A 22,440-nucleotide genomic window follows, 5' to 3' on the forward strand; every position below is an offset into this window, starting at 1 on the left:
GCATATTCGATGTTTTCGCGGTACACGAGATAGGTCGCGAACTGAAGGCGATGTCGCAATCGCTGGACGAGCATCGTGACCTGCTCGGTCTGGCGGCCAGAGACCTGGTCCGGGTCGGCGTCAAGGCAACCTGGCGGCAAGGCCTGCCGGCCGCGGTATTGCGCTGCGCTCTGCTCAAACGATATCGGCAGCTGAGCTATCAGGAGTTGGCGTTCCACCTTGAGGACTCCGCCTCATTTCGCGCCTTTGCCCGACTGCCATGGTCATGGAGCCCACGGAACTCGGTGCTGCAAAGCACGATCAGCGCGATCCGGTCCGAGACCTGGGAAAAAATGAATCGGACACTGCTGTCGGGCGCTCGGCAGGCTAAGCTCGAAGACGGCACGGTCGTACGGCTGGATAGCACCGTGACCTCCGCCCTCAGGCACGAGCCGAGCGATAGCAGTCTGCTTTGGGATGCCGTGCGGGTCATGGTGCGCCTTCTGAAGCGGGCCGATAGCTTGGCCGGGGGCGCTGGCGCATCATGGCGCGATCATTGCCGCGCAGCCAAGAAGCGCGCCTGCAAGATCCAGTTCACGCGCGGCCGGCCCAACCGCGTCCAACTCTACCGAGAACTGATCGCAATCACTCGCGCGACCTTGGACTATCTGAAGCAAGCGACCGAGCGATTGGGCGTGGCGAGCACTCCGCTCATCGCACTGTGGCATCTCCAGGTTCGTCACTATCGGCCGCTGATCGAACGCATCATCGGACAGAGCGAGCGGCGCGTGCTGGCCGGCGAGCCGGCCGGCACGCGAGAAGTTGGTCAGTCTGTTCGAACCGCATGCCGATATCATCGTCAAAGGCAGCCGCGACACCGAATACGGTCACAAGCTCAACCTGACCTCCGGCAGGAGCGGCATGATCCTCGATCAGGTCATCGAAGCAGGCAACCCGGCCGACAGCGACCGCTTGCTGCCGATGCTGGAGCGCCACGTCGGTATCTGGGGCCAGGCACCGCGGCAGGCGGCGGCCGGCGGTGGCTATGCCAGCCGCGGCAATCTCAGCCAGGCCAAGGCTTGCGGCGTTAGCGACATGGCGTTTCACAAAAAGGCCGGCCTCAGGATCGAGGACATGGTCAGAAGCAACTGGGTCAATCGCAAGCTGCGCAACTTCCGCGCCGGCATCGAAGCTGGCATGTCTTGCCTCAAACGGCTTACGGCCTGGCGCGATGCACCTGGCGCGGTCTCGATCACTTCAAGGCCAACGTCTGGTCCTCGGTAGTCGCCTACAATCTCGTCCTGTTCGCGCATCTCTAACGAGCTGACATCCGCAGCATCGCTGCCGCGTCGCGCCGGTTAGTGAGCGGTTCCCGTGCTGCTCGCCCCCGACACGTCCATCATCCTATTTTGTCGATGCCGGCGCTCTTGATTCTGTCGATGCCGTTCAACGGTCGCGCTGGACGAGGTTAAATGCCTGCAAACGCTGCAAAAAATAGGCGCGTTTGTGGACGGAAACCAGCCTGGTGGGGACCGGTGGAGGACGGGCTTGGCCGCGAGCCGGCGTCAGGTGAGTGGATAAGGGCACGCAGGTCGTCAGCTTCGTGTGCTAGAGTGTCCACTGGCTTTGGGCGACAGGGGATTTATTTTGCGACTACAGAATTTGCAGGCCATTCGCGGCATAGCTGCGCTTATGGTTGTCCTGGTTCACGCGGTATCGATCTATGGTTCCGGGAATTTAGGGGCGCCGGCATTCATCAGAAGCTATCTTTGGATGGTTGGCCCGGCCGGCGTCGATGTCTTCTTTGTCATTTCGGGGTTCATTATTTCGACCGTCGCCTTGGGTGCGGCCAATCATGCAAGCGGGACAAACGCAAGCATTGCCTGTGGCTTCATCGTCAAGCGAGCGGCCAGGATCTATCCGGCATATTGGGTCGCTCTGCTATTCGCTTTTGCCGCTTGGCCTGCTGTTCTCGCCTCCGACATTGGATGGGGTCAGAAGCCGCTTTGGCGGCTCGCCCTTCTCATGGAGCGCGACAATTACCTCATCATCGCGGCATGGACACTGGTCTACGAGATGTACTTCTATGCCGTCGTCGCGGTGCTTCTGCTGCTCTCTCCGCCTCGGCTGTTGACCAGCCTGACAGTGTGGGGCGCTGCGTCAATGATCGTGGCGGCGATGATCGCTTTTGCCGCGCCTCAATGGCAGGGCGAGATCCCGCTCAGCCCGATGATAGGCGAATTCCTGCTTGGCATCTTCGTTGGGCATCTGTTCCGTAAGGGCTTAGGCCGCTACCCGATTGCAGGAATCGCGGTCGGGCTGATCTGGTTCTTCGTAGCATGCGAGATCAATGTGGCATATTTCAACTACACCAATCCCTGGTTTCGCCTTATCGGCTTCGGCGTCGGAGCGGCCGTTGTGGTCTATGGCGTGCTGGTGGTCGAACGAGACCACCAATGGACGTTTTCTGCTCCATGGCAGCGCCTTGGGGATGCGTCTTATAGTATCTATATCTGGCACCAACCGATCTACGCCGCCGCATTCGCGGCGGTCGTCTACTTCGGCCTCGACCAGGTTGCGCCGATATGGGCCTTCATTGCGCCTTTCGTCCTAATTGTCCTCTGTGTCGGATTTCTTTCTTTCCACTTGATCGAGCGTCCAGCGCAGTCCTTCATCAACAACGCGCTGCTGCCTATATCAACGAAGGTGGGGTTCGCTCGAGTCGCGGTCCCTGCCTTTGCTTTAGCCGCCATGCTGGCGATTCCGGCGCCCAAGACGTTCATCGAGATGCCAAAGCCGGTCGAACGAGCAGACGCCGGGGTCGCCAAAATCATCAATGGCGACGCACACATCTTCGAAGCAACTCGGGTAGACATACCCAAAGATGCGACCGTCATACGCTTCACCGTAAACAGTAGCGAGCCTGGAAAGCTATATGCTGGGTACCACATAGAGGGTACCCTGAAGCAGAAATGGGCAGAATTCCAGGCGGGAAGTGGAACTGCGGAACTTGAGGTACAGCAGCCAGTTGACGGGTCGCATATTTGGCTGCAGATCGAGACCCCAAGACCTAAGAACTTTACTATCCTGGGGGTCCAGGCATTCCGATGATGGCCTTCTCCCTCATCCCTTGGTTATCGTCGCTGGCTGCACGGGTATAGCCCGAGAACGCCGGCTGGACTATTGTTCCGGGTTACACTTGGCGCTATAGGCGATCGATTGGGGTATTGGGGGGTCTATTTTGAAAGAACAGAGTTTGCACGCCGTGCGCGACATTGTGGCGCTGATACTGCCGTTCTTCGCGAAAGTTAGGTTCGACGCGCGCATCACCGAAGCTACTCGGGTAGATATAACCAAGGGCGCAACCGTCATCCGTTTCGCGGTAAGAAGCAGCGAGCCGGGGATGCTCTATGCTGGCTACCATAGCTATGGCAGCCTCAATGAAAGATGGGCAAAGTTCCAAGCGGGTAGCGGAATTGCAGAAATATGGGTTCAACAACCAGTCGATGAGTCACACATTTGGCTTCAGCTCGAGAAGCCAAGACCGAAGGATTTCAAGATCCGAAGCGTTCAGGTCCTTACGATAAAGGACGAAAGCCCTTTTTCGTTCTGACACCTCAATTCATTAAGGAACTCGCTCTGGATACGCTGCTCATGGCTGTGTGGCGCAGAAAGCCGGCCGGCCGTGTCGTTGTGCATTCGGACCAGTGCAGTCAATACTGCAGTGACGACTTCAAGCGTTTCTGCCAGGCCGACAAATCTGGAGCCCAGCATGAGCAGGCGCGGCAATTGCTGGGACAACGCTGTCGCGGAATCATTCTTCAGGAGCCTGAAGAAGGAGCGCATCCGAAAACGCGTCTAGAGACGCGAGACCTCCGCCCGAGCCGACATCTTCGACTATATCGAGGCGTTCTACAGCCGAACCCGCCGTCGCAGTCACCTGGGCGGTGTCATTCCCGAGGCGTTCGAAAGCGCCGCGGCGTGAGGCTGGGAGTTGTCTGCCAATCTGGGTGCAGTCCAACAAGCCGGACTTCGCGGTGGCTTGTCGGCGGCTGGTTCAACGGCTTGTCTAGCTCTGCATGGATCGCCGACCGGTGGCGCAACGAAAACCGCGCGAATCTCAAGGTTCTGGTTTGTGGCGCTACAACGTCCTTGAGCGTTTTGAAGAAAGACCGCCGTCCTTCCTCTCTCATCGAGTTTCTCGATCTGGCGAAGGTAGTAGGGTTCGATCCATATGAAGTCTTGCGCCATATCGAGGCCGTCGATCAGCTGACGGATTAGGAGTAGGCCCCGGAAGTTCCGCGACACGCTTGCAGACCGTGGGCTACCTGAGGCCAGCAGCCGTAAGCGCTCGGTAGACTGACCCCCGACCGATGCCGAGGGACGCGGCGATCTCTGACACGGACTTCTGTTGCTGGTACAACACGACTGCTTCACCGGCCTTTGCTCGCGCCGTCGGCTTCCGCCCTTTGTATTTCTTGTCTGCTTTCGCCTTCGCGATGCCTTCCTTCTGTCGCTCTTTCATCAGGCCCCGCTCGAACTCCGCGAAAGCCGCGAACATGTTCAGCATCAGCCGGCCGTACGCTCCGGTCGTGTCAAGCGTCTCCTTGCCGAACTGTAAGACCTTCAGTCCTACACCACGTCCATGTAGGCCATCGACAATATCACCTAGGGTCCGCGTATTGCGCGCCAAGCGATCGATTTTGGTTACCACCAGCGTATCGCCCTTGCGCATGAACTTGAGCGTACGATCGAGCTCCTGCCGATCCCCCAGGGCTGAAACCTGCTCGGAAAAGACCTCCTCGCAACCGGCGGCTTTGAGGTCACGTATCTGGGCCTCCAGTCCCGCCACCTGCTCTTCTGTTGAGGTTCGTGCGTAGCCGACCTGCATCCAACTCTCCCATGTCCAATAGCCTCTAAGCTTTTGAGTCAGAGCCGTCCAAAAGTCAATAGGAACCTTATTGGACGGCGCTAGGGGTTGTTACAGGGTGTCCGGTAGACCCTGCCCATATGGACGTGTTGCGAGCTTTTTGATGGATCCTGGGATCGCGCACGGCGCTCGGCCAGCGGGTCGACCCAATGAACAGTTTACGGGTTTCAGGATGATCGGAGGATCTCACTGTCAGACGGCATTGAGGCGCGGTGCAGGCATTCCTTCTTGGGGCCGTCTGCGGACCGGCAGCTATTCGCAGGCGGGATGCGAAACCAGACGTTGAGCTTCGAGCGAACGGGTGTCACGGGGGCGTTGCCGAAAATCGACGGCTGAATGCTGGCCTCAATCACGCCGAATAAGCTACGAAGATCGCTTAGACGTCGGATGATAGCATATGCACGCCTTGTGGAGCCAAGATGTTCGCCTTAACGCTTGCGTCGCGTCCGTAAAATCCTTCAAAGACGCTCTTGGAATTAAGGGCATCTCAGTACTTCGGTCGCGGGGGGATTTAGATCGTGGCGGCACCGGGCCATTTGAACTGGCTAGTCGATACCGGGGAGCGTCAGGCGACGGCGTGCGGCCGCGAAATCGAGATCTGGGAGCTCAATCCACAGGACGATGCTGAAATTCTATCGAATTGGGCTAGGTATTTTCGCAAACATTATATCGCCGATGCTGATTTGCCGTTCATGGCAGGCGGCACCGGGCTCGACCATGCAGATTATCTGCGAACGATTCTCTTCCCCGATGCGAAGGTGGCACCTGGGCCGAGCCTCCGATCAGGAGACTTTGGCGAGATCATCGTTGCCGACTTCATCGAATATTTCCTGGGATATTGGTGCCCGCGCGAGCTGCGCTACCAGGATCGCTGGAACCGAAATGACTCGACAAAGGGGTGCGATGTCATCGGGTTCAAATTCGCGAACGAGGACAATCCCGGCCCGGCCGACGAGCTTTTTATCTTCGAGTCCAAATCCGGCATGTCGGCGACCGACGCGAACCGGCTCCAAGATGCGATCGATGACAGCATCAAGGACAGACTTCGCGAGGGCATGAGCCTCAATGCCATCAAACGGCGCTTCTTCGATCGGGGCGAGATGGGCGATGCCCGCAAGGTCGAGCGCTTTCAGAACCAGGCCGACCGACCCTTTCGCCGGATCAACGGCGCGGCCGCCATTCTCGATGAGGCCGTCTTCGCCGAGTCCGATCTCGCGGCGACCGACGGTGCGGCTCATTTCAACCAAGAGAATCTGCGCCTTCTGGTGATCCGCGGACCGTCGCTAATGAAGCTCGTGCACGCGCTTTACGAGAGGGCAGCCGATGAGGCCTGAGGCGACCGCGCTCACCATCCTGTCCACCGCGCTAGCACGGGCAAAGATGCACGAATTCCGCGTCGCGCCGGCGGATTTCAATGCGCTGCCGCGCGACCCGTCGATGCTCTTTTCGTTGGCGATCGGCATTCTGGGTGACGTTGCGGCCGCCGTCGCCGACACGCTCGAAGGTGCGGCCGTCGCACCGGCCGCGCTTCCCCAGCCGCTCGGCTGGGGCGAGCTGGACGAAGATCCACAAGACGTGCTGCGCTTCGCCTCGATCTTCTTCGATGCCTATCTGAACGCGCAGCTCGATGCTGACCTGGACACCGAGTTTTCCCTGCTGTGCGCCGCGGCTTATTACATCACCGGGAATGTCGGCAGCGCGACCGTGATCATACGGCAGATGGCGGCGCCCGATCTCGACCTCGCGGGCGGCCTCGGCCATCTCGTCTACAGCATCCTCCAGAACAGCTTCGTTCCCATTCAGGCGCCTCACGCTCATCAAGCGGTGACGAGCGAGCTCCTACAGGCGTTGGGCGGCTATTTCAGCTTTGAGGCTGAAGCAGGTGGCATTGCCGAGGTTTGCCGCGCACTCCGTGAGTATTTCCACCAATCTGGCTCGCCGCGCGAATTGCTCTACGCCGACATTGCCGGCGCCTTGTGTGCGCTCAAGCTCAGAAACGCCGCGCGGACCATCCTACCGGCAGCATCAGGCTTGGAGCCGGGCGTCTGGCGCCCGGCGCTCGCCAAGCCGCATTTTCCGATCGAGCTTTGGCCCGCCCAGCAGCGGATCGCGGATGCCGGCGTGTTCGCCGGTCGCTCCGCGGTCATCCAGATGCCGACGAGCGCGGGCAAGACCCGCGCCACCGAAATCATCATTCGATCGGCCTTTCTATCGGGTCGAGCGCACCTGGTTGTCATCGTCGCCCCCTATCGTTCGCTCTGCCACGACATCCGGGGCGACCTGGTGACCGCCTTTGCCGGCGAGAATGTGCGGCTGGACGAAGCATCGGACGCCTATCAGTTCGACCTCGCTCTCGATGCGCTGTTCGCCGAAGACTCGGTGCTGATCGTCACGCCCGAAAAGCTCCTCTACATGCTGCGCCGGGCTCCCGACCTCGCCGAGCGGATCGGTCTGGTGATCTACGACGAAGGGCATCAATTCGACGGGATGACACGGGGGCCAACCTACGAGCTCCTCCTCACCTCGCTGCGCATGTCGCTCCCCGCCGAGACCCAAATCATTCTCATCTCCGCCGTGATTGGCAACGCGCCGGATGTCGCCGCATGGCTGATCGGCGATGCCGATGCGGTTGTCGGCGCCGAGGGCCTGCTGCCGACGACCAAGAGCATCGCGTTCGCGAGCTGGCAGGACCAGCGCGGGCGGCTCGAATATGTGAAGCCCGAGGATCCGGCCGAGCGAGAATATTTCGTGCCGCGCATCATCGGCGATATCGCTCTGCCGCTCCGCGGCAAGGAAACTGCCCAGCGCAGATTTCCCGAGAAGACCGGCGGTGACGTCGGTCTGTTCCTCGGCCTGCACGTCGTGCGCAACGGCAGCGTTGCGATCTTCTGCGGCCGAAAGGACAGCGTGACGAAAATCTGCTCGCGCGCCGTCGAAATCATCGATCGCGGCGTCGCGCTCGAATGGCCGATCGAAACCTCGGATGTCGCCGAGGTGGAGAAGATCCGCGCGCTTTGCGAACTTGAGCTCGGAGCCGGCGCGTCGGCGACCCGCGCGGCAGCGCTTGGGATATTCGCCCATCATGCCGACACGCCGCACGGCATCCGGCTCGCGATCGAACACGCCATGAAAGACGGGCTGGCGAAGTTCGTCATTTGCACCTCGACCCTGGCCCAAGGTGTCAACTTTCCGCTCAAATATCTGATCGTCACATCGACGCGCCAGGGCGGCGAACAGATCCTGGTGCGCGACTTCCACAATTTGATAGGCCGCGCCGGTCGTGCCGGAATGCACACCGAGGGCAGCGTCATCTTCTCGACACCGTCCATCTACGATCAGCGGCAGCAATTTCGTGGCCAGTGGACGTGGAACCGCGCCATCGAACTCCTCGACGCTCGAAACTCCGAACCGTCTCGCAGCTCGATCCTTGCGCTGTTCGATGCGTATCAGCAGCGCCAGCCGCCGATCGTCCAGGAGATCCCGCCCGAGTGGCTCGATCTCGCCTTCGCCGATGCCGCCCGGATCGATGAGGTCGTGGCCGCAGCGCTCGCGGCGCAACCTAATATCAGCGAACGGGAATTCCGCCGGTTCATCGAAAGCCGCGCCCGCGCTGTCCAGAACGTTGCCGCCTTCCTCGTTGCCAACATGACTTTTGCCGAAGGCGAGGACGCCGCAGCGCGGACCGGCGAACTTGCGGCCAATACGTTGGCCCATCACCTCGCTGACGAGGAGACGCGGGTTCGTCTCGTCGAAGTGTTTCGGTCGATCGGGGAGTCGATCGCGGCCAACACCGATGGCGACCAGCGCGCTCTCATTCGACGGTCGCCCCTACCACCGGCGGCGGTTGCCGAACTCAAGACCTGGCTCACCGATAATCTCGAGATCCTCCAGACGGCAGTGCAGGAGAACCGGCTGTTCGCCGAAATTTCTCCGTTGGCGCTCCGTTTCGCCACGTCCCGCGCGATCCAGGCGATCAGCGTTCAGGATTTACTTCCGCGCGCTCTCCAAGAGTGGGTGGCGGGCAGATCCTATGCCGTGATCTTCGACACATTGGCTGAGGCAAAAGTTCGGGTCGGGCGTGACCATGTCACCGTCGAAGATGCTGTTGCGCTGTGCGAGGGCGGCTTCGGCTACGATGTTGCGATGATCGCTGCATCGATAGCGGATCTGACCGAGGAGCTGGACGACGCACTGCACACGAACGCCAGCTTGCTTCAAAAGCAGATCAAATACGGCCTGACCGATCGCGCGGCAATTGCGTTTCACGAGGCCGGGTTCGCGGATCGGCATGTCGCGAGTCTTCTCGGTCTCGTCTGGGGAAATGTCGTCGACCGGGGCGGCGTCCGCGCAGCCTGCCAGCAAGAGGAGATCGTACGCGCGGTGCTCGCGCACATTCCAAGCTATTTCGTCAGGGTCGCTGCTGAGCTAGGAGGATGGGCCTAACACGCGTCATGACCAGGTACGTCGATCGGAACGCGAGTTATTTGTTTGCGACCGCGCTAGATGCGCACTCGTCGCAGACGAGTCTCAACCAACGGCCGCTTTTTGCATCATCATGGCCGACATCGAATGACCGAAATGGGGCCGCAAAGCAGCCACGTCAGGACGCCCTTGGCCAAGAAGTGCTCGACCCGCCGGAATTCGGAGAGCTTTGGATGGGTCCCGCGTTGTCCGATTATCGCCGCCGGCCGACTTCTCCATCAGTGCTCCGTCTTGTCGTGATCCTGCGCCGTCAGGGGCGCATCCCCTTTGCTGCCCTTATTTCACTGATCATGGCAGCGATCTCGAAATGAAGCTCCGAGTCTGTCATCTGGTTGACCGTCGCAGTGACATTGACGTTGAGCTCCTTCGGAGCTTCGATCCCGAGCAGACGGGCTTTGGCTATACTGGCGGCCGTGGCCGCCGCCGACTGGCCATGCTCATGTGCCAAGGCACGGGCTTGTTCGAGCTCTGCGCAAAGTGATTCCTTGCTGACCATGAGACTTTCCGCGAGACCCTCGAGCAGATACCGCCGCCGATTCTGGATGTCAGGCTTTGTCAGGAGTTTTGAGGACTCGACAGCAGCTGCTCGGATAGTACATTTGTAGCCCGCTTCGAGGTATGCCTTATAGGCGGGCAGCCCGTCCACGTAGCCTCGTACGAATGCTTCGTGACGCGGATTTTTAAGCGGTGCGCTCATTGCGTGGCCTCACGCAAATCAGCCACTTCTCTATTCGGAAGACCGCGTTGCGCGATCTCCTCCCGCTCAATCAGGCAACCCACCTCCACGCGCCGCAGTGTGGCCAAAGACCATTTGCAACATTGCGCGACGGTCTCCCAGGCGCGCTCGGCCTTTTGGATAATGCGAAGCTTGGTGGATTCGACCCTGCCTTCCTGGCTGCTCATAGGTTCTCGATCTCCAAACCAAACCCACGTACACACATTATTCCCCACAAATTCTGAATTGGCGCAGAGAGCCGGGGCCTATGAATAGGATGGTGAAGGTCACCGCGCGGCAGTAATTGCCGATCGGCGTCGACAAGTACCCCGGTGATTCAGCGGGAAAGAAGTTGGAGGCCGAATGAATCGCGAGCCGACATGAAGGCTATGTCACAGATGCCGCAACAGGGCGGCGGCCCACAGCCTAAATGGCGGCCTGCGGCGCCTTCTGAAGTCTTCTGCGGACTATGGCAGAGATCGAAGAGCCCTTCGTTCCGGCAGAAGGATGGCAGAAGGGTTTGCAGACCCCATTCCGATTTGTTCCAGGCGCCGGTCTGCTGTCGACAGGCGCGCCAATTTTCCGAGCTGCTTTGAGCGCGCGGTCACCTTGCGCACTGCCATCCAGGATTGACGGTGCATTCATCGTCCAGGGCAATGCCGGAGTCTGCTTCCGGCCCATTTGCCTGAAGCGCTCGGCTGCTTCGCGGAAACGACAAATTGACACCGCCGCGCCCGATGCAGGATCAAAATCCCTGCACATGAGCGCTGTGCAATAAGAAATGACTTAAAGGAATGCGATCGCATGATTGTTCGGCAGGGCGGTGACTGTCGGCGATTGGCTCTTTCGACTTGGCGCCCGATACCGGCAGTGGGAATATTGGCTGCGAGAATCGCCTGCTTCGTTTGGTGCGGAGACATGTGCTTGAGCAGTTCCCCTGCCCTTCGGATGGCGCGGCCGCGGATGCCGCCCGGATTAGGAACTGTATGTACGGTACGTACAAATATGTATGTACATCGATGTAGGGAAAGATCTTCATAGAGCGNCGGATTAGGAACTGTATGTACGGTACGTACAAATATGTATGTACATCGATGTAGGGAAAGATCTTCATAGAGCGGTCAGATGTAGTGCTCAACCTCCAGCGTCGGGGGGCTGTATCAGCGGTGCGTTCGGTCTCTTCTTCACCTCTCTCGAGGAGGGCATTGGGTTTGCATGGATGGTGAGGCGGTGGTGGGACACACTTCACCCTAGCCGGGTGAAGCGTGAGGCTTGCACGGTATGGAGCCGGCGTATGGAGCCCAACACAGTGGCATTTGCAGATTCCGACGGGAGAGGCTTTGCCAATGGTCGGGCGCGCCGGGGTCATACTGTCGGCGCTACTGCATCTTCTTTGGCGGTACCCCGGCAATGCGAATGCCACAGACATTGAAGGGGCTCCTGGTGCTCGTGGCCCAGGGGTCCAGGTGTATTGTGCCTCACCGTTGATGCGGTATTAGCCGCTTCCGGTATCCCGACGGACGGGCTGGGCCTATGGGTTAGATTGCGCTCAGGAAGCGGCGCGAGACTTCATGCGTTGTTTCTTTCCGGGGCGTCGGCGCTTGCTTTTGCCCTTGCCAATATTCCCGATTGACAGCGTTGCCTTTTGGCGCGGCTGGCGTCTCGGGGTTCGCCCGGTCCACTTTTCTTCAACGAGCCTCTCCTTCCAGCCATTGGAGCCAGCTAGGCCCTTCTTGTGGGGGAAGCCCCGATTCTTGATATTGTCGGCCCCCAGTGCCTTCCCAGGCGGGCAGACCGTCACCCAGGCGCCAAGCTGATCGTCAAAGTATCGATCGCTCATGCTTCCCTCGAATTGTTGCCGATCGCCTCCGCGCAAGCCGTTCATGCCGCGCGCGCCCGGCGCAACGTGATCTCACGTATGACGATGATCGCCTGGTGCGACGTCAGCAAGAATCGGCGCCGAAGCGCTGGCACGATCGGCCTTTCGCAGGCGCCATAGTTGGCCGCGTACCACTCGATTGCTTGGTCCACGGCGGCCGAGTGCTCGTGCTCGGCCGGCGTCAAGTCGGCGGCGGTCATGCGGCTTCATCCTTCAGGAAGAACGCCCTCAGTTTGCCCCGCTCAGCCACCCATTGGTTGCCGACCTTCTTGGCCGGCAGGAGACCCTTTTCCAGCATGTGGAATGTCTGCCTGGGCTTCCGTTTGATCTCTTTTCCGATTTCTACGGCGCCCCACACGAGATCGATTGCCGTTATCGCTTCCATGCACTGTCCTTCGCTCCGATAGGTGCAACTCGCACCCACAATATATGGGCTACTCGATAGGTGCAAGTTGCACCCTTGCATTTGTTGGGTGCAAGTCGCATCCATAGGGAATGGATGACGATGAACAGAAATACCCGAGCCAACTTGCCGAGCGTTTTCAGGTCCGGTTGCCGGTTGGCCTCCGAGACAGGATCAAGGCGTATGCCGAGCGCCATGGCCGATCCATGAACACGGAGATTGTGCGCGTCCTTGAGCGCGAGTTTCCAGAGCAATGGCCTGTAGAAACGCGGTTGAATGACCTTGCAGAGATGATGGCGATTCTTACGGCGGGGGCGTCCGACTCGCGCATCGACGAGGTCGTTTCGAAATTCGAAGAGACGGTTGAAGGAATTGTGTCCGGGCGTGTCACTGGCGTGGATTTGGAGACGCGCGAGAGCATCATGGGAATGTGGCAAGCATATCGCTCACGCGAGGACGAGAAGAACTACGAAGCAGCCCAAGAGGCGATGACGGAATACGACGACGAGGAGCAACGATCATTGGAGTTGACGGGACGGTCGGAGAAGTTTGCCTTGCCGCCACCTCGTCGCAAAGAGTGGGGCGAGATGTCTGAAGAAGAGCAAGATCGCCACATCAAGGAACAGCTTTTACGCGAAAATGAAACGGGGGAGCAGTCGAAGTCATCGGATTTTCCGCTCCCCGAATGGGAGCCGTGACCTATGTCCATCCGCAAGCGCACATGGACCAACGGCAAGGGCGAGAAGAAGACCGCCTGGGTTGTCGACTACCCCGACGGCAAGGGCGTCCGCCGCCTGAAGACCTTCGGCAAAAAGAAGGATGCCGACCAGTTCGCGGCCACGGCCAGGGTCGAGGTCCGGGAAGGCTCGCACGTTGCCGACACCGCCAGCGTTACAGTGAAGACAGCGGGAGCCTTCTGGATAGCGACCGGTGAAAATGAAGGGCTCGAGCGCTCATCGGTCGATCAGCGCAAGCGCCATCTGAAACTGCACATCGAGCCGTTCATCGGAACAACTCTCCTTTCGCAGCTCACCGTGCCTGCCGTACGCGAGTTTTCCGACAAGTTGCGGGAGCATGGACGCTCGCAAGCCATGATCCGAAAAGTGCTCGGTTCGCTCGGCGCCCTCCTGTCTGACTCCCAAGAACGCGGCTTGGCTTCACGCAACCCGGTCAAGGATCTGCGCGGCACTCGCCGCAGGGGCAAGGACCGGCAAGCGGACAAGCGCCAGAAAGGCAAATTGAAGTTGGGCGTCGACATACCGACCCGGGAGGAGATCAAGGCCATGGTCGGCGCCGCGACCGGCCGCTGGCGTCCGCTCCTGACAACGGCGATCTTCACTGGCATGCGTTCGTCCGAACTGCGGGGGCTGCGATGGCAGGACGTCGATTTTGAGCGGGCTCTGATCAGCGTCCAGCAGCGCGCCGACGACTATGGGGAAATCGGTCGTCCGAAGTCCGAGGCCGGCGAGAGAACGATTCCGGTTCCGCCGGCGGTGATCAGTGCGTTGCGCGAATGGAAGCTCGCCTGCCCGCGTCGCACGACCGGCAATGACCCCGACGGCAATCCGATCAGGGAATTGCACTATGTATTCCCGACCGGAAACGGCAACATTGAAAGCCGCTCGAACATGACCAAGCGAGGCTTCCTACCGACCCAAGTTGCGGCCGGAGTATCGGTTGCGACCGACGAGAACGGGAGCATCATCATGCTGGCCAAGTATGGCGGGATGCATTCTCTCCGCCACTTCTATGCGTCATGGCTGATCAATCGGCCACAGGACGGTGGTCTCGGTCTCCCTCCGAAAGTCATCCAGGAACGGCTCGGACATAGCTCGATCGTGATGACCATGGACGTCTACGGGCACCTGTTCCCGCGCGGCGATGATGCAGACCAAATGGCCGCAGCAGAGCGGGCTCTTTTGGGTTGAACGCAACATAGATGTGACAAACGAACGATTTCAGCAACGAAATCAACATCAGGACCAAGCATCATAATCCTGGGGTCGGGGGTTCAAGTCCCTCTCCCGCTACCAGCCCACCTTAAGCTATTGAAATAATAGCAAAGACGCGGACCTATGGTAGGCGCCCTGTCCGAAAAAGTCTTCAATGATTTTAGGACCTAGCCTGCTGCCATTGTGACGCCAACGAACGTGTTGCGACGCTTCGCAGACAACAAACTGCGCCTCGAAAGTCTCCACCTGCGGACCCCATTCGGTCTCGATTCCGAGGCGCAATCGACGCGGATTTTCGAATGGCGCGCCCGTGTCGCCCGCCAAGCCCCTGACGCTCGGCGGCTTCTGCCCGAGTTATCCTGCTAAATTAAGCAGTCTCATCGGGCGGGCGCTCTGGATTCGCCGACGCCAATCCGCGTGAGCGTACGCGGATCGTCTGACAGATACGATCAGCGAGAGAAGCGAGCGCGCCCTGCACAGTGCGTGCCCCGAGAACGGATTGGAGGGTAACGGCCTGTGTTGCAAACCTATGTTTGAAGGCCTCTCCGCCACAGAGGAAATCGACCAATCCCAAGCCGTGATCAAACGACCACTGTATATACTCCGTAATCAGGACCGCACCCGGCGACGCTCGGCTAAAATCAGGGTCGTAGGTGGTAACGAATGCCATCATGACGTTGTGCTGGACGATGTTGATGGAAACCGCGACCATCGCACCATTGCATTCAAGTACGAAAATGCGCAGCACACCGGCGCGTGACAGCGCGTCCACCAGGGCGGCAAGAACCGGCTCGCCCTCTTCGAAAAGGTCGGATTCACGCGTGTGCTTTTCCAGCCATCTGCGCTTCAGCGCCGACAGTCGCTCCAGCAATGGCTGCAGCGGCTCGTCGGCCGACAGGAGGCGGAATTTCGCTTCGCCTGTTTCCTCCAGTATCTTGATGCCGCGCCGATAGTTCTGGCGCATCTTTTTCGGCTGGTCCGCCAGCCACGCTGCTCCGCTGGCCCACTGTCCAGCGACGCGATAACTGACTTCCTCCCGGTGATTGGCGCGAAGCTTGACGCCGCTGGAAGAGCCCGGTGTAAAAATCCTGCGGGCTCCCGCATCCGGCGACAGACGATTGATAAAAGCAAGATCGAAGCCACCCGCCGAACAGATCCGGTTCCAGAGGTTCTGGAGGGCCGATAGGGAGCATTCCGGCGCGACAAGAATATCACCATAGTCCGTATAGCTATTGGCGGCCCATTCGAGGAGCCGAAGTCCTTTTCGTCTGCCGATCGCCAGGGGAATGACAGCGACCAGCCTGTCATCGCTCCATACCAGGCCGATCCGCAGCGAGCGCCGGTCGCGGTCACGCACGGTGCTCCACCATGCCGAAACCCAGGCATGGCTCTGAAAGATCAGTGCATGGGTACGATGCCATAGGTCTACCCATTCGGCTTCGATGGCGGCCAGGCGATCCGTCGAACTGACGATTTCCAGTCGCTCCGCACCAACAGCGTCAATCGAAGCCATTTTGTTCATGGTTGGAGACGGTCCTGCGGCTGCGCGACATCGATGCGCTTTTGAAAAAGTCGCATGATATGGTTTGCCATTTTCTTGAGCGGCAGCACGTAAAGTCCGAAAAGCGACTGATAGTCGCGTACGTCGCGATCTATCAGTCCAAACTTGAGGTCTTCGTCCGGATCCGGGATGAACTGCGTTCCGAATATGCGATCCCAGAATGAAAAAAGCAGCCCGAAATTCTTGTCGTAGTGGCGAGGGTCGACACTGTGATGCACCTGGTGCCAGTGCGGACACAAGATGACGCCGTTCAACCGGCCGAAGGAAATCTTCAGATGCGTGTGGCGAACAAAGTCCATCATGAGAATGTTGCGAATGACATAGACGTTGATGCCAAATATGGCGATCTCGACCGGATCAAGCGCAATCAGGCTCCACAAGCCGAAACTGATCCCCGGTATGACGCCGTCCCAGATCCGGTTCATCAGATCGTCCAGGGGGTGAACCCGGTCCTTGGTGATCCCAACCATCACTTCGGCCGAATGATGCACCTTGTGCAATTCCCACAGGAACGGGAAACGGTGCTGGGCAACGTGATATAGGTAGTAGGAGATATCGTAAGCAACGAGCATGGTTGCGGTGAAGAGGATGATCGTCACTGGGCCGGCGGGGCCGGGTATCAGCGGTTGCGAGATGCTGAAGAGCCAGCCGACTGCCTGGTTTGTTGCATATCCCGTGGCGGCAACGAAGGTGACACCGGCGGGAATGAGCAGGAAGGGCATCACCAGCCTTTTCGTGATCCAGAACAATGCGTCCGCTCGCGCCGATGGGTGCATGATGACTTCCGCGGGAAAGGCGAAGTCGAAAAAGTCCCGGAAGGATTTCTGTTCGACCGTTCGCCAGTAGGCGACCACCGCGCTCCCCAGCGCCGTGAGCAACAGGAGACCGAGTGTCAGCAGATCGATGTGTGAGAGTTTTTCCACGATCACTCTGGCGAATTCCGAAAACATCGATGCAGTGGCTCCTAGGTGGTGAAATGGTGATCCGGCTCGTCGCGAAGCACATATTGCCAGGCCCATCATATGCTGCCCGCAACTGTGTATCGGGATGCGACTGGCAGAACAATCATGGCCAAATTAGCAGATCAACGGTGTCAAAACCGCTAAATATCTGAACGTAATTAATGTCGAACGCTGCGCCTGCAACCTGCCCGTTATCGGGTCTGCGGCGGACTTGGCGCGAGCCGGATGACTACTCCCTTTTCGCCTACTTGGCCACGCCATGCGAGGCGTTCGGCTGGCTGCCTTGCACCAAAACGCGGCGAAACCCAGCCGCCCTGGCCCGGTGTGTCGCCGCCGGAACGGATGTGGATCGCTGCGTCTGGAAAGTGGATAGTCATCAAAGGTTCAGCGCCGCGCAATATCGTGACAATGTTTCCATCCCTGTTGGCGTGGAGGTCGGCGGCGAGTTGGAAGACGATCTCAGCGACGCGGCTGCCGCCGAGCAGTTGGTCGGTCACGAGGATGCCGTCGCCATCGCGTGTCACGGCGCGTTGATGCACAACGCCGAAGCGGCCTTTGTACCCGTCATGTCGGGCACACAGCCTCCAGTGCGGCCCCGGCTCGCTCTCCACCAATGTCGCAACCGCCTTGTGCGACCAGTTGAACGCCCCGGAGATGATGCTTTGGCTTTTACCCTCTAGGTTCAGCGTGTTGTGCGCCGGCGTCGAGCGGAACCAGTCGCGCCAGCCTCCCCCCGAACCATAGAGCCATGTGCCGGGGTCGACCAGCACCGGATCGCCGTCAATGCACAGGGTGAGCGACAGCGCGTCGGCATGACCGTGCGCCGCTATCGAAAGGTAGCCCAGCGGGCCGTGGTCGTATGTCAGATGGACGTTGCGACCATTCATCTCGCCGCGCCAGACGGAGAGCCCGCCTTGCGTGAATGTATGCAATCCATTCGGCACCGGCGCCGGCCGCGGTGGCGCGCCGAAGAAAAGCGCACGAAAATCGCCAGGCTCCGGTGCGCTGCCCGGCATCCGTAGAAAACCACGGATGGCGGCCGCGACCGATCCGACATAATCGGTTTCGCCCCCCAGCGTGATCACGCGGCCTTCATCATTGTCGCCGAAGCCGCTGGTTTTCGGCGGGAGCCAGCCTGCGAAATTGGCGAAAGCGGCCAAACGCGCTTCGACGGGCTGGGGAAAAGGCAGTCCGGCCTGGCGCGCCGCCGCAGCGCACAGCAGGAAAAGTTCGGCACTGAAGGCGGCGTAGGTCGGGGTCTGCTCGGCCCCGGCGCCATCGGCCAGGATCTGTTTGAGCACCTCAGCCAGGAGCGACTCGCGAGCCACCTCGGCCCCGAAAGCCAGACCGATCAAATATTCGCCAGCCAATTCCGCGACGAGATGGTTGTTGGCGGACGAAAAACGGGAGGGAAACCGCGGCAGCCAATAGGCGCTTGCCGCCAGTATTTCACCGACTTTTTCTCGCGTCGCCGCGCCAAGCCGGTCGCCGACGAGGTCGAGCGTGACAATCAGGCTGATGGCTCGTAGCGCGACCTCGATGCCCGAGGCCCAGCCAACGCCCCGAAATGGTGGGTTGGCGAAATGCCAGCTCTCGATCGCCGCCTCGATGGCCGCACGGGATTGATCATCGCCGGTGAGAAGCAGATGGGCAGCCAGTGGCGGCAGTTGCTGCAGCCGGTTGATTTCCCAGACATATTTTACATCGCCACGGCCGGTGGCATGGCGAAAATCGATATCGAAAGTATGGGTCTTGGGGCCTGGCCAAAGCCGGCCGGTCACCGGATCAAGGCGCCAGAGCTCGGGTGGAAAGAGAGTATAGGGGTCTCGCTGTGGCCAGGTCTGCCCAAGTGCTGAAAACTGGCCCCGAAGAGTGTTTTGCGCAGCCGCCTCGATAGCTTGCCGCTGGGCTGGTGTCGCAGCGGCCGGCACAGCATTCCGCAATCCGTGCAGCACCGGGTGCAACTGCGGCGACGCATAGCGCTGCCAGCCGTTGTCGCGGCGGCGCGAAACGGTCCTCCGGCGCTGCTCGTCCAACCGATGCAATATCTCGGCCAACTCCATGCTGCGCAATCGGTTGAAATACCACCCGACCCTCATCCGCGCTCCGCCAAGATTTTGATCCTCATACACCATCCCGTCGAAAAAGCGTGTGGCGGCATCCTCTTTTCCGTTCCCGCGGTTAATATCTTCGGCCATGACGCGGAGTTTTGCGATGAGAAAAGTTGTCTACGTCATAGCGTGCGCGCTTGGCATGGCTTTGTCAGCCGAGGCGGCGCCGATCCCGCTTGAGCGCGGCGTTGGCGTCCATGAATGGCTCAACTGGTCGCCGGTGGAGAAAGATGGTTCCTACAAATGGCCGCCCTATCGCAGCGAGAAGGAATGGCTTGCGGGCGGCAGGCCGCTCACCGATTGGCCGGACGGCGACCAGTTTGGTCGCATTCGATCCATGGGCTTCGACTTTGTCCGGCTGAGTGTCGACCCTGGCCCTCTGCTTGCCAGCGAGGGCGCCAAACGACAACAGGCGCTGGACATGCTTGCCGCTGCGGTGCAGCGGGTGGTTTCAAGCGGGCTCAAGGTGGTTTTCGATCTGCATGGCGTCAGCCAGGTTCCGGCCTACAGCATGGAAATGATCCATGGCGGGGCCGACAGCGAGGGTGTTGCCCGCTATCGCAAAATGGTAGTGGCGGTGGCTGCCATGCTGATCAAAATTGGCGCCGACAAGGTCGCCCTCGAGCCCTATAACGAGCCCGCCTACTACCCTTGCGATTCAAGCGGCAGCGATGACTGGCAGCGGATCATGGCAGGCACGGTTCGCGATATTCGCGCCGTCAGCAGCGAACTCACCATCGTCGCGACCGGCGCCTGCGGCGGGAGCATCGCGGGACTGGTCAACCTGGACCCCAACTTCGACGACCCCAACGTCTATTACAGCTTCCACATGTATGATCCGCACAGCTTCACGCACCAGCGGGCCGATGACAAGAACGCTTTCTCCTCCGGCCTTCCCTGGCCTGCCGACGCCAGCACGCCCGAAGTGGTCGCCGAAACCCTCAAGGCGCAGATGGACGCCGCCGGCTTGAGCCAGATCGAAGAGGTGATGAACATGGCCTCGGCGCGTGAAACGATCGCCCGATACTTTGAGCAGAATTGGGGGCAGAGCCAGCTCGAAGCGGGTTTCCGTCAGGCGGTCGACTGGGCTGAAGCCCATGGCATAGCGAGCAGACGCCTGTTCGTGGGCGAATTCGGCGTTATCCTGATGTCTGCGGATGGCCGCATGGGAGCTTTCGATGCTGATCGCCTGCGCTATCTCATGGCAGTGCGCAGAGAGGCGGAACGCTTCGCGATGCCGTGGTCGGCCTGGGAATTCTCCAATCCTTACGGAATGAGTGTTATCCAACCCAAGGGGCCTGCGATCCCGGACCGGGAGATGTTGCGGGCACTGGGCCTGCCATAACTCGTCATCGGGTCAGGATCGGTTCGAGCGGTCTGCCTGGTTGCTGGCGATCAATCGCGTGAAACCCAAGGACTGTCGTCTCCAGTTGCAGCCGAGAGGGCCTGATCGAACCAAATCAGGCTCAGTTTTAAAATCACTCCACCGAGCAGCTATTAATATATTCGCTGTAGATTGGTGTCCTCGATCATACGCAAACAAGGGAAAGAGGGCCAAGGGAAAGAATGTGCGGAATTGCCGGCTGGATTGGGCGCAGGGTCGAGAAGCCACAAGATCGGGCCGCCGGGATGTCGAATGCCTTGCAGCATCGTGGTCCCGATGCCGAAGGCATCGAACTCCTGGACCTGAACACAGGCGAGGACCAGTTGGCATTGGTGCATCGCCGCCTGGCGATTATTGACTTAAACGCCGATTCAAATCAGCCGATGCAGACCGAGGACGGACGGCTCCGGATTATTTTCAACGGCGAAATATACAACTACATCGAGTTGCGTGAGGAGTTGATCGGTCTCGGCCACCGTTTTCGCACACGCTCCGACACGGAAGTGCTGCTCAGGGCTTATGACCAGTGGCGCCTGGCCATGTTCGACCGATTGAGCGGGATGTTCGCTTTTGCGCTGTGGGACGCTCAACGGCGCGAATTGATCCTCGCTCGCGACCCCTTTGGAAAAAAACCCCTTTACCTCATGCAAGGCAGAAATTTGCTGTCGTTTGCCTCGGAGATCAGCGCGTTGTTGTCTGCGCAGCCAGATGGCCAGCAGCTCGATCTGGATGGAGTGCGCGAGTATCTGACCTGGCGTTACGTGCCTGGACCGCGGACGCTTTTCAAACAGATCCGCAAGCTCAACCCGGGAAGCTACGCTGTGTGGTCGCAAGGGGAAGTAACGGAAACGCGCTACTATGCGCCCCCGGATCAGACCGATCTGACAGCGGATATCGATCCAGGAACCGCCAAGCGGCGATTTCTGGAATTGCTCGACCGTTCTGTCGAGATCAGGATGCGCAGTGATGCGCCGTTTGGCGCCTTTCTGTCCGGGGGCCTCGACTCGTCGGCAATCGTTGCCCTGATGACCAGGCACAGCGACAACCCCATTCGTACGTTTTCGGTCGGTTTCAGCGAACAGGCTTACAGCGAGCTTCCATTCGCCCGGCGCGTCGCCGATCATTTCAAGACCGATCATTGCGAAATCGTCATCCAGGCGGATGACCTGATGAATCATCTGCCCAAGATGGTCCGCCATCGGGGGGCACCTGTTTCACAAAGTACGGACATTCCAATTTACCTGATGTCGGTTCGAGCCTCGCAGGACGTCAAGATGGTGCTTACGGGCGAAGGTGCGGACGAGATTCTCGGCGGCTACCCCAAACATCGCGCAGAGTCTCTGGCGGGTGTCTACCGGTCACTTGTTCCAGCGTCGCTTCACAACAATCTCCTCGCCCCTTTGATGCGCGCATTGCCCGGCGCATCGGCCAAGTTCGATACATTTGCCCGAAGCGCGGGTGAACGGGACTTTGCCACCCGGATGATCTCCTGGTTTGGAGCCATGACGGCGCGGGAACGCGATTCGCTCCTCGGTGGGTTGGCCACTTGCGGCCATGACTGCAACGATTTCCCGTTCTCTTCGAGTGTGACGGAATCTCATCTGCGCCGTGTGTTGTTTTTTGATCAGACATCGTGGTTGCCCGACAACCTCTTGGAACGGGGCGACCGGGTGATGATGGCCGGTTCAATCGAGGGGCGAATGCCATTCCTTGATCGCGATCTGGTTTCCTTCGTTAGCCAACTGCCCGATCATTACAGGCTCGGCCTCCTGCACAGCAAACAGATCCTGCGCGACTGCATGGCCGGCATGGTTCCCGACGAGGTCCTCAACCGCCCAAAGATCGGCTTCAAGGTGCCCGTCGCCGAATGGTTTCGCGGGCCGATGAGCGATTATGTACGGGACCATCTGTGTTCGTCCCATTCGGTCATCCGTAGCTATTTGAGCGCCAAGAAGCTGGACCAGATTGTCAGGGAGCACGCCGAGCGCGCCGCGGACCACGAAAAACTGATATGGGCGCTTTTGAACCTGGAGATATTCCACCGCGAATTCGCGCTTGGCCCGCCGCAGTGACGACAATGAA

Annotated in this window: 17 protein-coding genes and 2 pseudogenes; 10 read left to right on the plus strand and 9 right to left on the minus strand. The window is 59.7% G+C overall.

Going from position 1 to position 22,440, the window contains the following annotated elements:
* Positions 1-2 precede the first annotated feature (2 nt).
* From X728_RS01000000166705 to X728_RS1000000168795, 4 genes and pseudogenes are all read left to right on the plus strand, one after another.
* Positions 3-1,298 (plus strand): annotated as a pseudogene (locus X728_RS01000000166705) (ISNCY family transposase).
* A gap of 328 nt (positions 1,299-1,626) precedes the next feature.
* Positions 1,627-3,090, plus strand: coding sequence for an acyltransferase (locus tag X728_RS153845; protein WP_155923968.1), 1,464 nt, complete (start codon positions 1,627-1,629; stop codon positions 3,088-3,090).
* A 130-nt stretch (positions 3,091-3,220) separates the two neighbouring features.
* Positions 3,221-3,592, plus strand: a complete 372-nt coding sequence (locus X728_RS1000000170995; protein WP_023831490.1) for a hypothetical protein — start codon at positions 3,221-3,223, stop codon at positions 3,590-3,592.
* A 14-nt stretch (positions 3,593-3,606) separates the two neighbouring features.
* Positions 3,607-3,964: pseudogene (locus X728_RS1000000168795) on the plus strand (DDE-type integrase/transposase/recombinase); the annotation flags it as partial.
* A gap of 339 nt (positions 3,965-4,303) precedes the next feature.
* On the opposite strand, the gene X728_RS153835 reads toward X728_RS1000000168795, so the two are convergent.
* On the minus strand, positions 4,304-4,870 hold the full coding sequence (locus tag X728_RS153835; RefSeq protein ID WP_023753829.1) for a recombinase family protein: 567 nt from the start codon (positions 4,868-4,870) through the stop codon (positions 4,304-4,306).
* Between the two features lie 557 nt (positions 4,871-5,427).
* Here X728_RS153835 and X728_RS153830 point away from each other — a divergent pair.
* The gene (locus X728_RS153830; RefSeq protein WP_050589897.1) at positions 5,428-6,243 is read left to right on the plus strand and encodes a Hachiman antiphage defense system protein HamA; all 816 of its coding nucleotides are present in this window, start codon (positions 5,428-5,430) and stop codon (positions 6,241-6,243) included.
* Positions 6,233-9,352, plus strand: a complete 3,120-nt coding sequence (locus tag X728_RS153825) for a DEAD/DEAH box helicase (RefSeq protein WP_023831493.1) — start codon at positions 6,233-6,235, stop codon at positions 9,350-9,352. The genes X728_RS153830 and X728_RS153825 overlap by 11 nt, the downstream gene beginning before the upstream one ends.
* Positions 9,353-9,641: 289 nt before the next feature.
* On the opposite strand, the gene X728_RS0135035 is transcribed toward X728_RS153825, so the two are convergent.
* From X728_RS0135035 to X728_RS153805, 5 genes are all read right to left on the minus strand, one after another.
* Positions 9,642-10,088 (minus strand): terminase small subunit, encoded by a 447-nt coding sequence (locus tag X728_RS0135035; protein WP_081732390.1) that lies wholly within the window; start codon positions 10,086-10,088, stop codon positions 9,642-9,644.
* Positions 10,085-10,294, minus strand: coding sequence for a hypothetical protein (locus X728_RS153820; protein WP_023831495.1), 210 nt, complete (start codon positions 10,292-10,294; stop codon positions 10,085-10,087). Before X728_RS153820 ends, X728_RS0135035 begins: the two co-directional genes overlap by 4 nt.
* Before the next feature lie 1,361 nt (positions 10,295-11,655).
* A complete protein-coding gene (locus tag X728_RS153815) occupies positions 11,656-11,991 on the minus strand; it encodes a hypothetical protein (protein ID WP_023831496.1) in 336 nt (111 codons plus the stop codon).
* Positions 11,988-12,185, minus strand: coding sequence for a hypothetical protein (locus tag X728_RS153810; protein ID WP_031195418.1), 198 nt, complete (start codon positions 12,183-12,185; stop codon positions 11,988-11,990). The genes X728_RS153815 and X728_RS153810 overlap by 4 nt, the downstream gene beginning before the upstream one ends.
* Positions 12,182-12,370, minus strand: coding sequence for a hypothetical protein (locus X728_RS153805; protein ID WP_023737715.1), 189 nt, complete (start codon positions 12,368-12,370; stop codon positions 12,182-12,184). The genes X728_RS153810 and X728_RS153805 overlap by 4 nt, the downstream gene beginning before the upstream one ends.
* A gap of 110 nt (positions 12,371-12,480) precedes the next feature.
* On the opposite strand from X728_RS153805, the gene X728_RS17055 reads away from it, so the two are divergent.
* A complete protein-coding gene (locus tag X728_RS17055; RefSeq protein WP_023831497.1) occupies positions 12,481-13,086 on the plus strand; it encodes an Arc family DNA-binding protein in 606 nt (201 codons plus the stop codon).
* A gap of 3 nt (positions 13,087-13,089) precedes the next feature.
* Positions 13,090-14,316 (plus strand): site-specific integrase, encoded by a 1,227-nt coding sequence (locus tag X728_RS153800; RefSeq protein WP_023831498.1) that lies wholly within the window; start codon positions 13,090-13,092, stop codon positions 14,314-14,316.
* 391 nt (positions 14,317-14,707) lie between these two features.
* Here X728_RS153800 and X728_RS153795 read toward each other — a convergent pair whose 3' ends face one another.
* The 3 genes from X728_RS153795 to X728_RS153785 all read right to left on the minus strand — a co-directional run bounded on the left by X728_RS153795 (position 14,708) and on the right by X728_RS153785 (position 19,061).
* Positions 14,708-15,862: a GNAT family N-acetyltransferase gene (locus tag X728_RS153795; protein ID WP_023831499.1), complete on the minus strand. Its 1,155-nt coding sequence runs from the start codon at positions 15,860-15,862 to the stop codon at positions 14,708-14,710.
* Entirely contained in the window at positions 15,859-16,851 is a 993-nt protein-coding gene (locus tag X728_RS153790) for a sterol desaturase family protein (RefSeq protein WP_023686296.1), read from the minus strand. The genes X728_RS153795 and X728_RS153790 overlap by 4 nt, the downstream gene beginning before the upstream one ends.
* Positions 16,852-17,054: 203 nt before the next feature.
* Positions 17,055-19,061: a heparinase II/III-family protein gene (locus X728_RS153785; RefSeq protein ID WP_023671805.1), complete on the minus strand. Its 2,007-nt coding sequence runs from the start codon at positions 19,059-19,061 to the stop codon at positions 17,055-17,057.
* 16 nt (positions 19,062-19,077) lie between these two features.
* On the opposite strand from X728_RS153785, the gene X728_RS153780 reads away from it, so the two are divergent.
* Both X728_RS153780 and asnB read left to right on the plus strand, forming a co-directional pair.
* Positions 19,078-20,319 carry a cellulase family glycosylhydrolase gene (locus tag X728_RS153780; RefSeq protein WP_031192949.1) on the plus strand — a complete coding sequence of 414 codons (1,242 nt, stop codon included), beginning with the start codon at positions 19,078-19,080 and terminating at the stop codon, positions 20,317-20,319.
* Between the two features lie 221 nt (positions 20,320-20,540).
* Positions 20,541-22,430, plus strand: a complete 1,890-nt coding sequence (asnB, locus tag X728_RS153775) for an asparagine synthase (glutamine-hydrolyzing) (RefSeq protein WP_023831500.1) — start codon at positions 20,541-20,543, stop codon at positions 22,428-22,430.
* Positions 22,431-22,440: the final 10 nt, after the last annotated feature.

The sequence above is a fragment of the Mesorhizobium sp. L103C119B0 genome (assembly GCF_000502235.1).
Lineage (GTDB): Bacteria > Pseudomonadota > Alphaproteobacteria > Rhizobiales > Rhizobiaceae > Mesorhizobium.

Excerpts from the sequence above, each read along its gene's own strand:
- X728_RS153835 (WP_023753829.1), bottom strand. The coding sequence starts at position 4,870 with ATGCAGGTCGGCTACGCACGAACCTCAACAGAAGAGCAGGTGGCGGGA.
- X728_RS153825 (WP_023831493.1), top strand. The coding sequence starts at position 6,233 with ATGAGGCCTGAGGCGACCGCGCTCACCATCCTGTCCACCGCGCTAGCA.
- X728_RS0135035 (WP_081732390.1), bottom strand. The coding sequence starts at position 10,088 with ATGAGCGCACCGCTTAAAAATCCGCGTCACGAAGCATTCGTACGAGGC.
- X728_RS153820 (WP_023831495.1), bottom strand. The coding sequence starts at position 10,294 with ATGAGCAGCCAGGAAGGCAGGGTCGAATCCACCAAGCTTCGCATTATC.
- X728_RS153815 (WP_023831496.1), bottom strand. The coding sequence starts at position 11,991 with ATGAACGGCTTGCGCGGAGGCGATCGGCAACAATTCGAGGGAAGCATG.
- X728_RS153810 (WP_031195418.1), bottom strand. The coding sequence starts at position 12,185 with ATGACCGCCGCCGACTTGACGCCGGCCGAGCACGAGCACTCGGCCGCC.
- X728_RS153805 (WP_023737715.1), bottom strand. The coding sequence starts at position 12,370 with ATGGAAGCGATAACGGCAATCGATCTCGTGTGGGGCGCCGTAGAAATC.
- X728_RS17055 (WP_023831497.1), top strand. The coding sequence starts at position 12,481 with ATGGATGACGATGAACAGAAATACCCGAGCCAACTTGCCGAGCGTTTT.
- X728_RS153800 (WP_023831498.1), top strand. The coding sequence starts at position 13,090 with ATGTCCATCCGCAAGCGCACATGGACCAACGGCAAGGGCGAGAAGAAG.
- X728_RS153795 (WP_023831499.1), bottom strand. The coding sequence starts at position 15,862 with ATGAACAAAATGGCTTCGATTGACGCTGTTGGTGCGGAGCGACTGGAA.
- X728_RS153790 (WP_023686296.1), bottom strand. The coding sequence starts at position 16,851 with ATGTTTTCGGAATTCGCCAGAGTGATCGTGGAAAAACTCTCACACATC.
- X728_RS153785 (WP_023671805.1), bottom strand. The coding sequence starts at position 19,061 with ATGGCCGAAGATATTAACCGCGGGAACGGAAAAGAGGATGCCGCCACA.
- X728_RS153780 (WP_031192949.1), top strand. The coding sequence starts at position 19,078 with ATGAGAAAAGTTGTCTACGTCATAGCGTGCGCGCTTGGCATGGCTTTG.
- asnB (WP_023831500.1), top strand. The coding sequence starts at position 20,541 with ATGTGCGGAATTGCCGGCTGGATTGGGCGCAGGGTCGAGAAGCCACAA.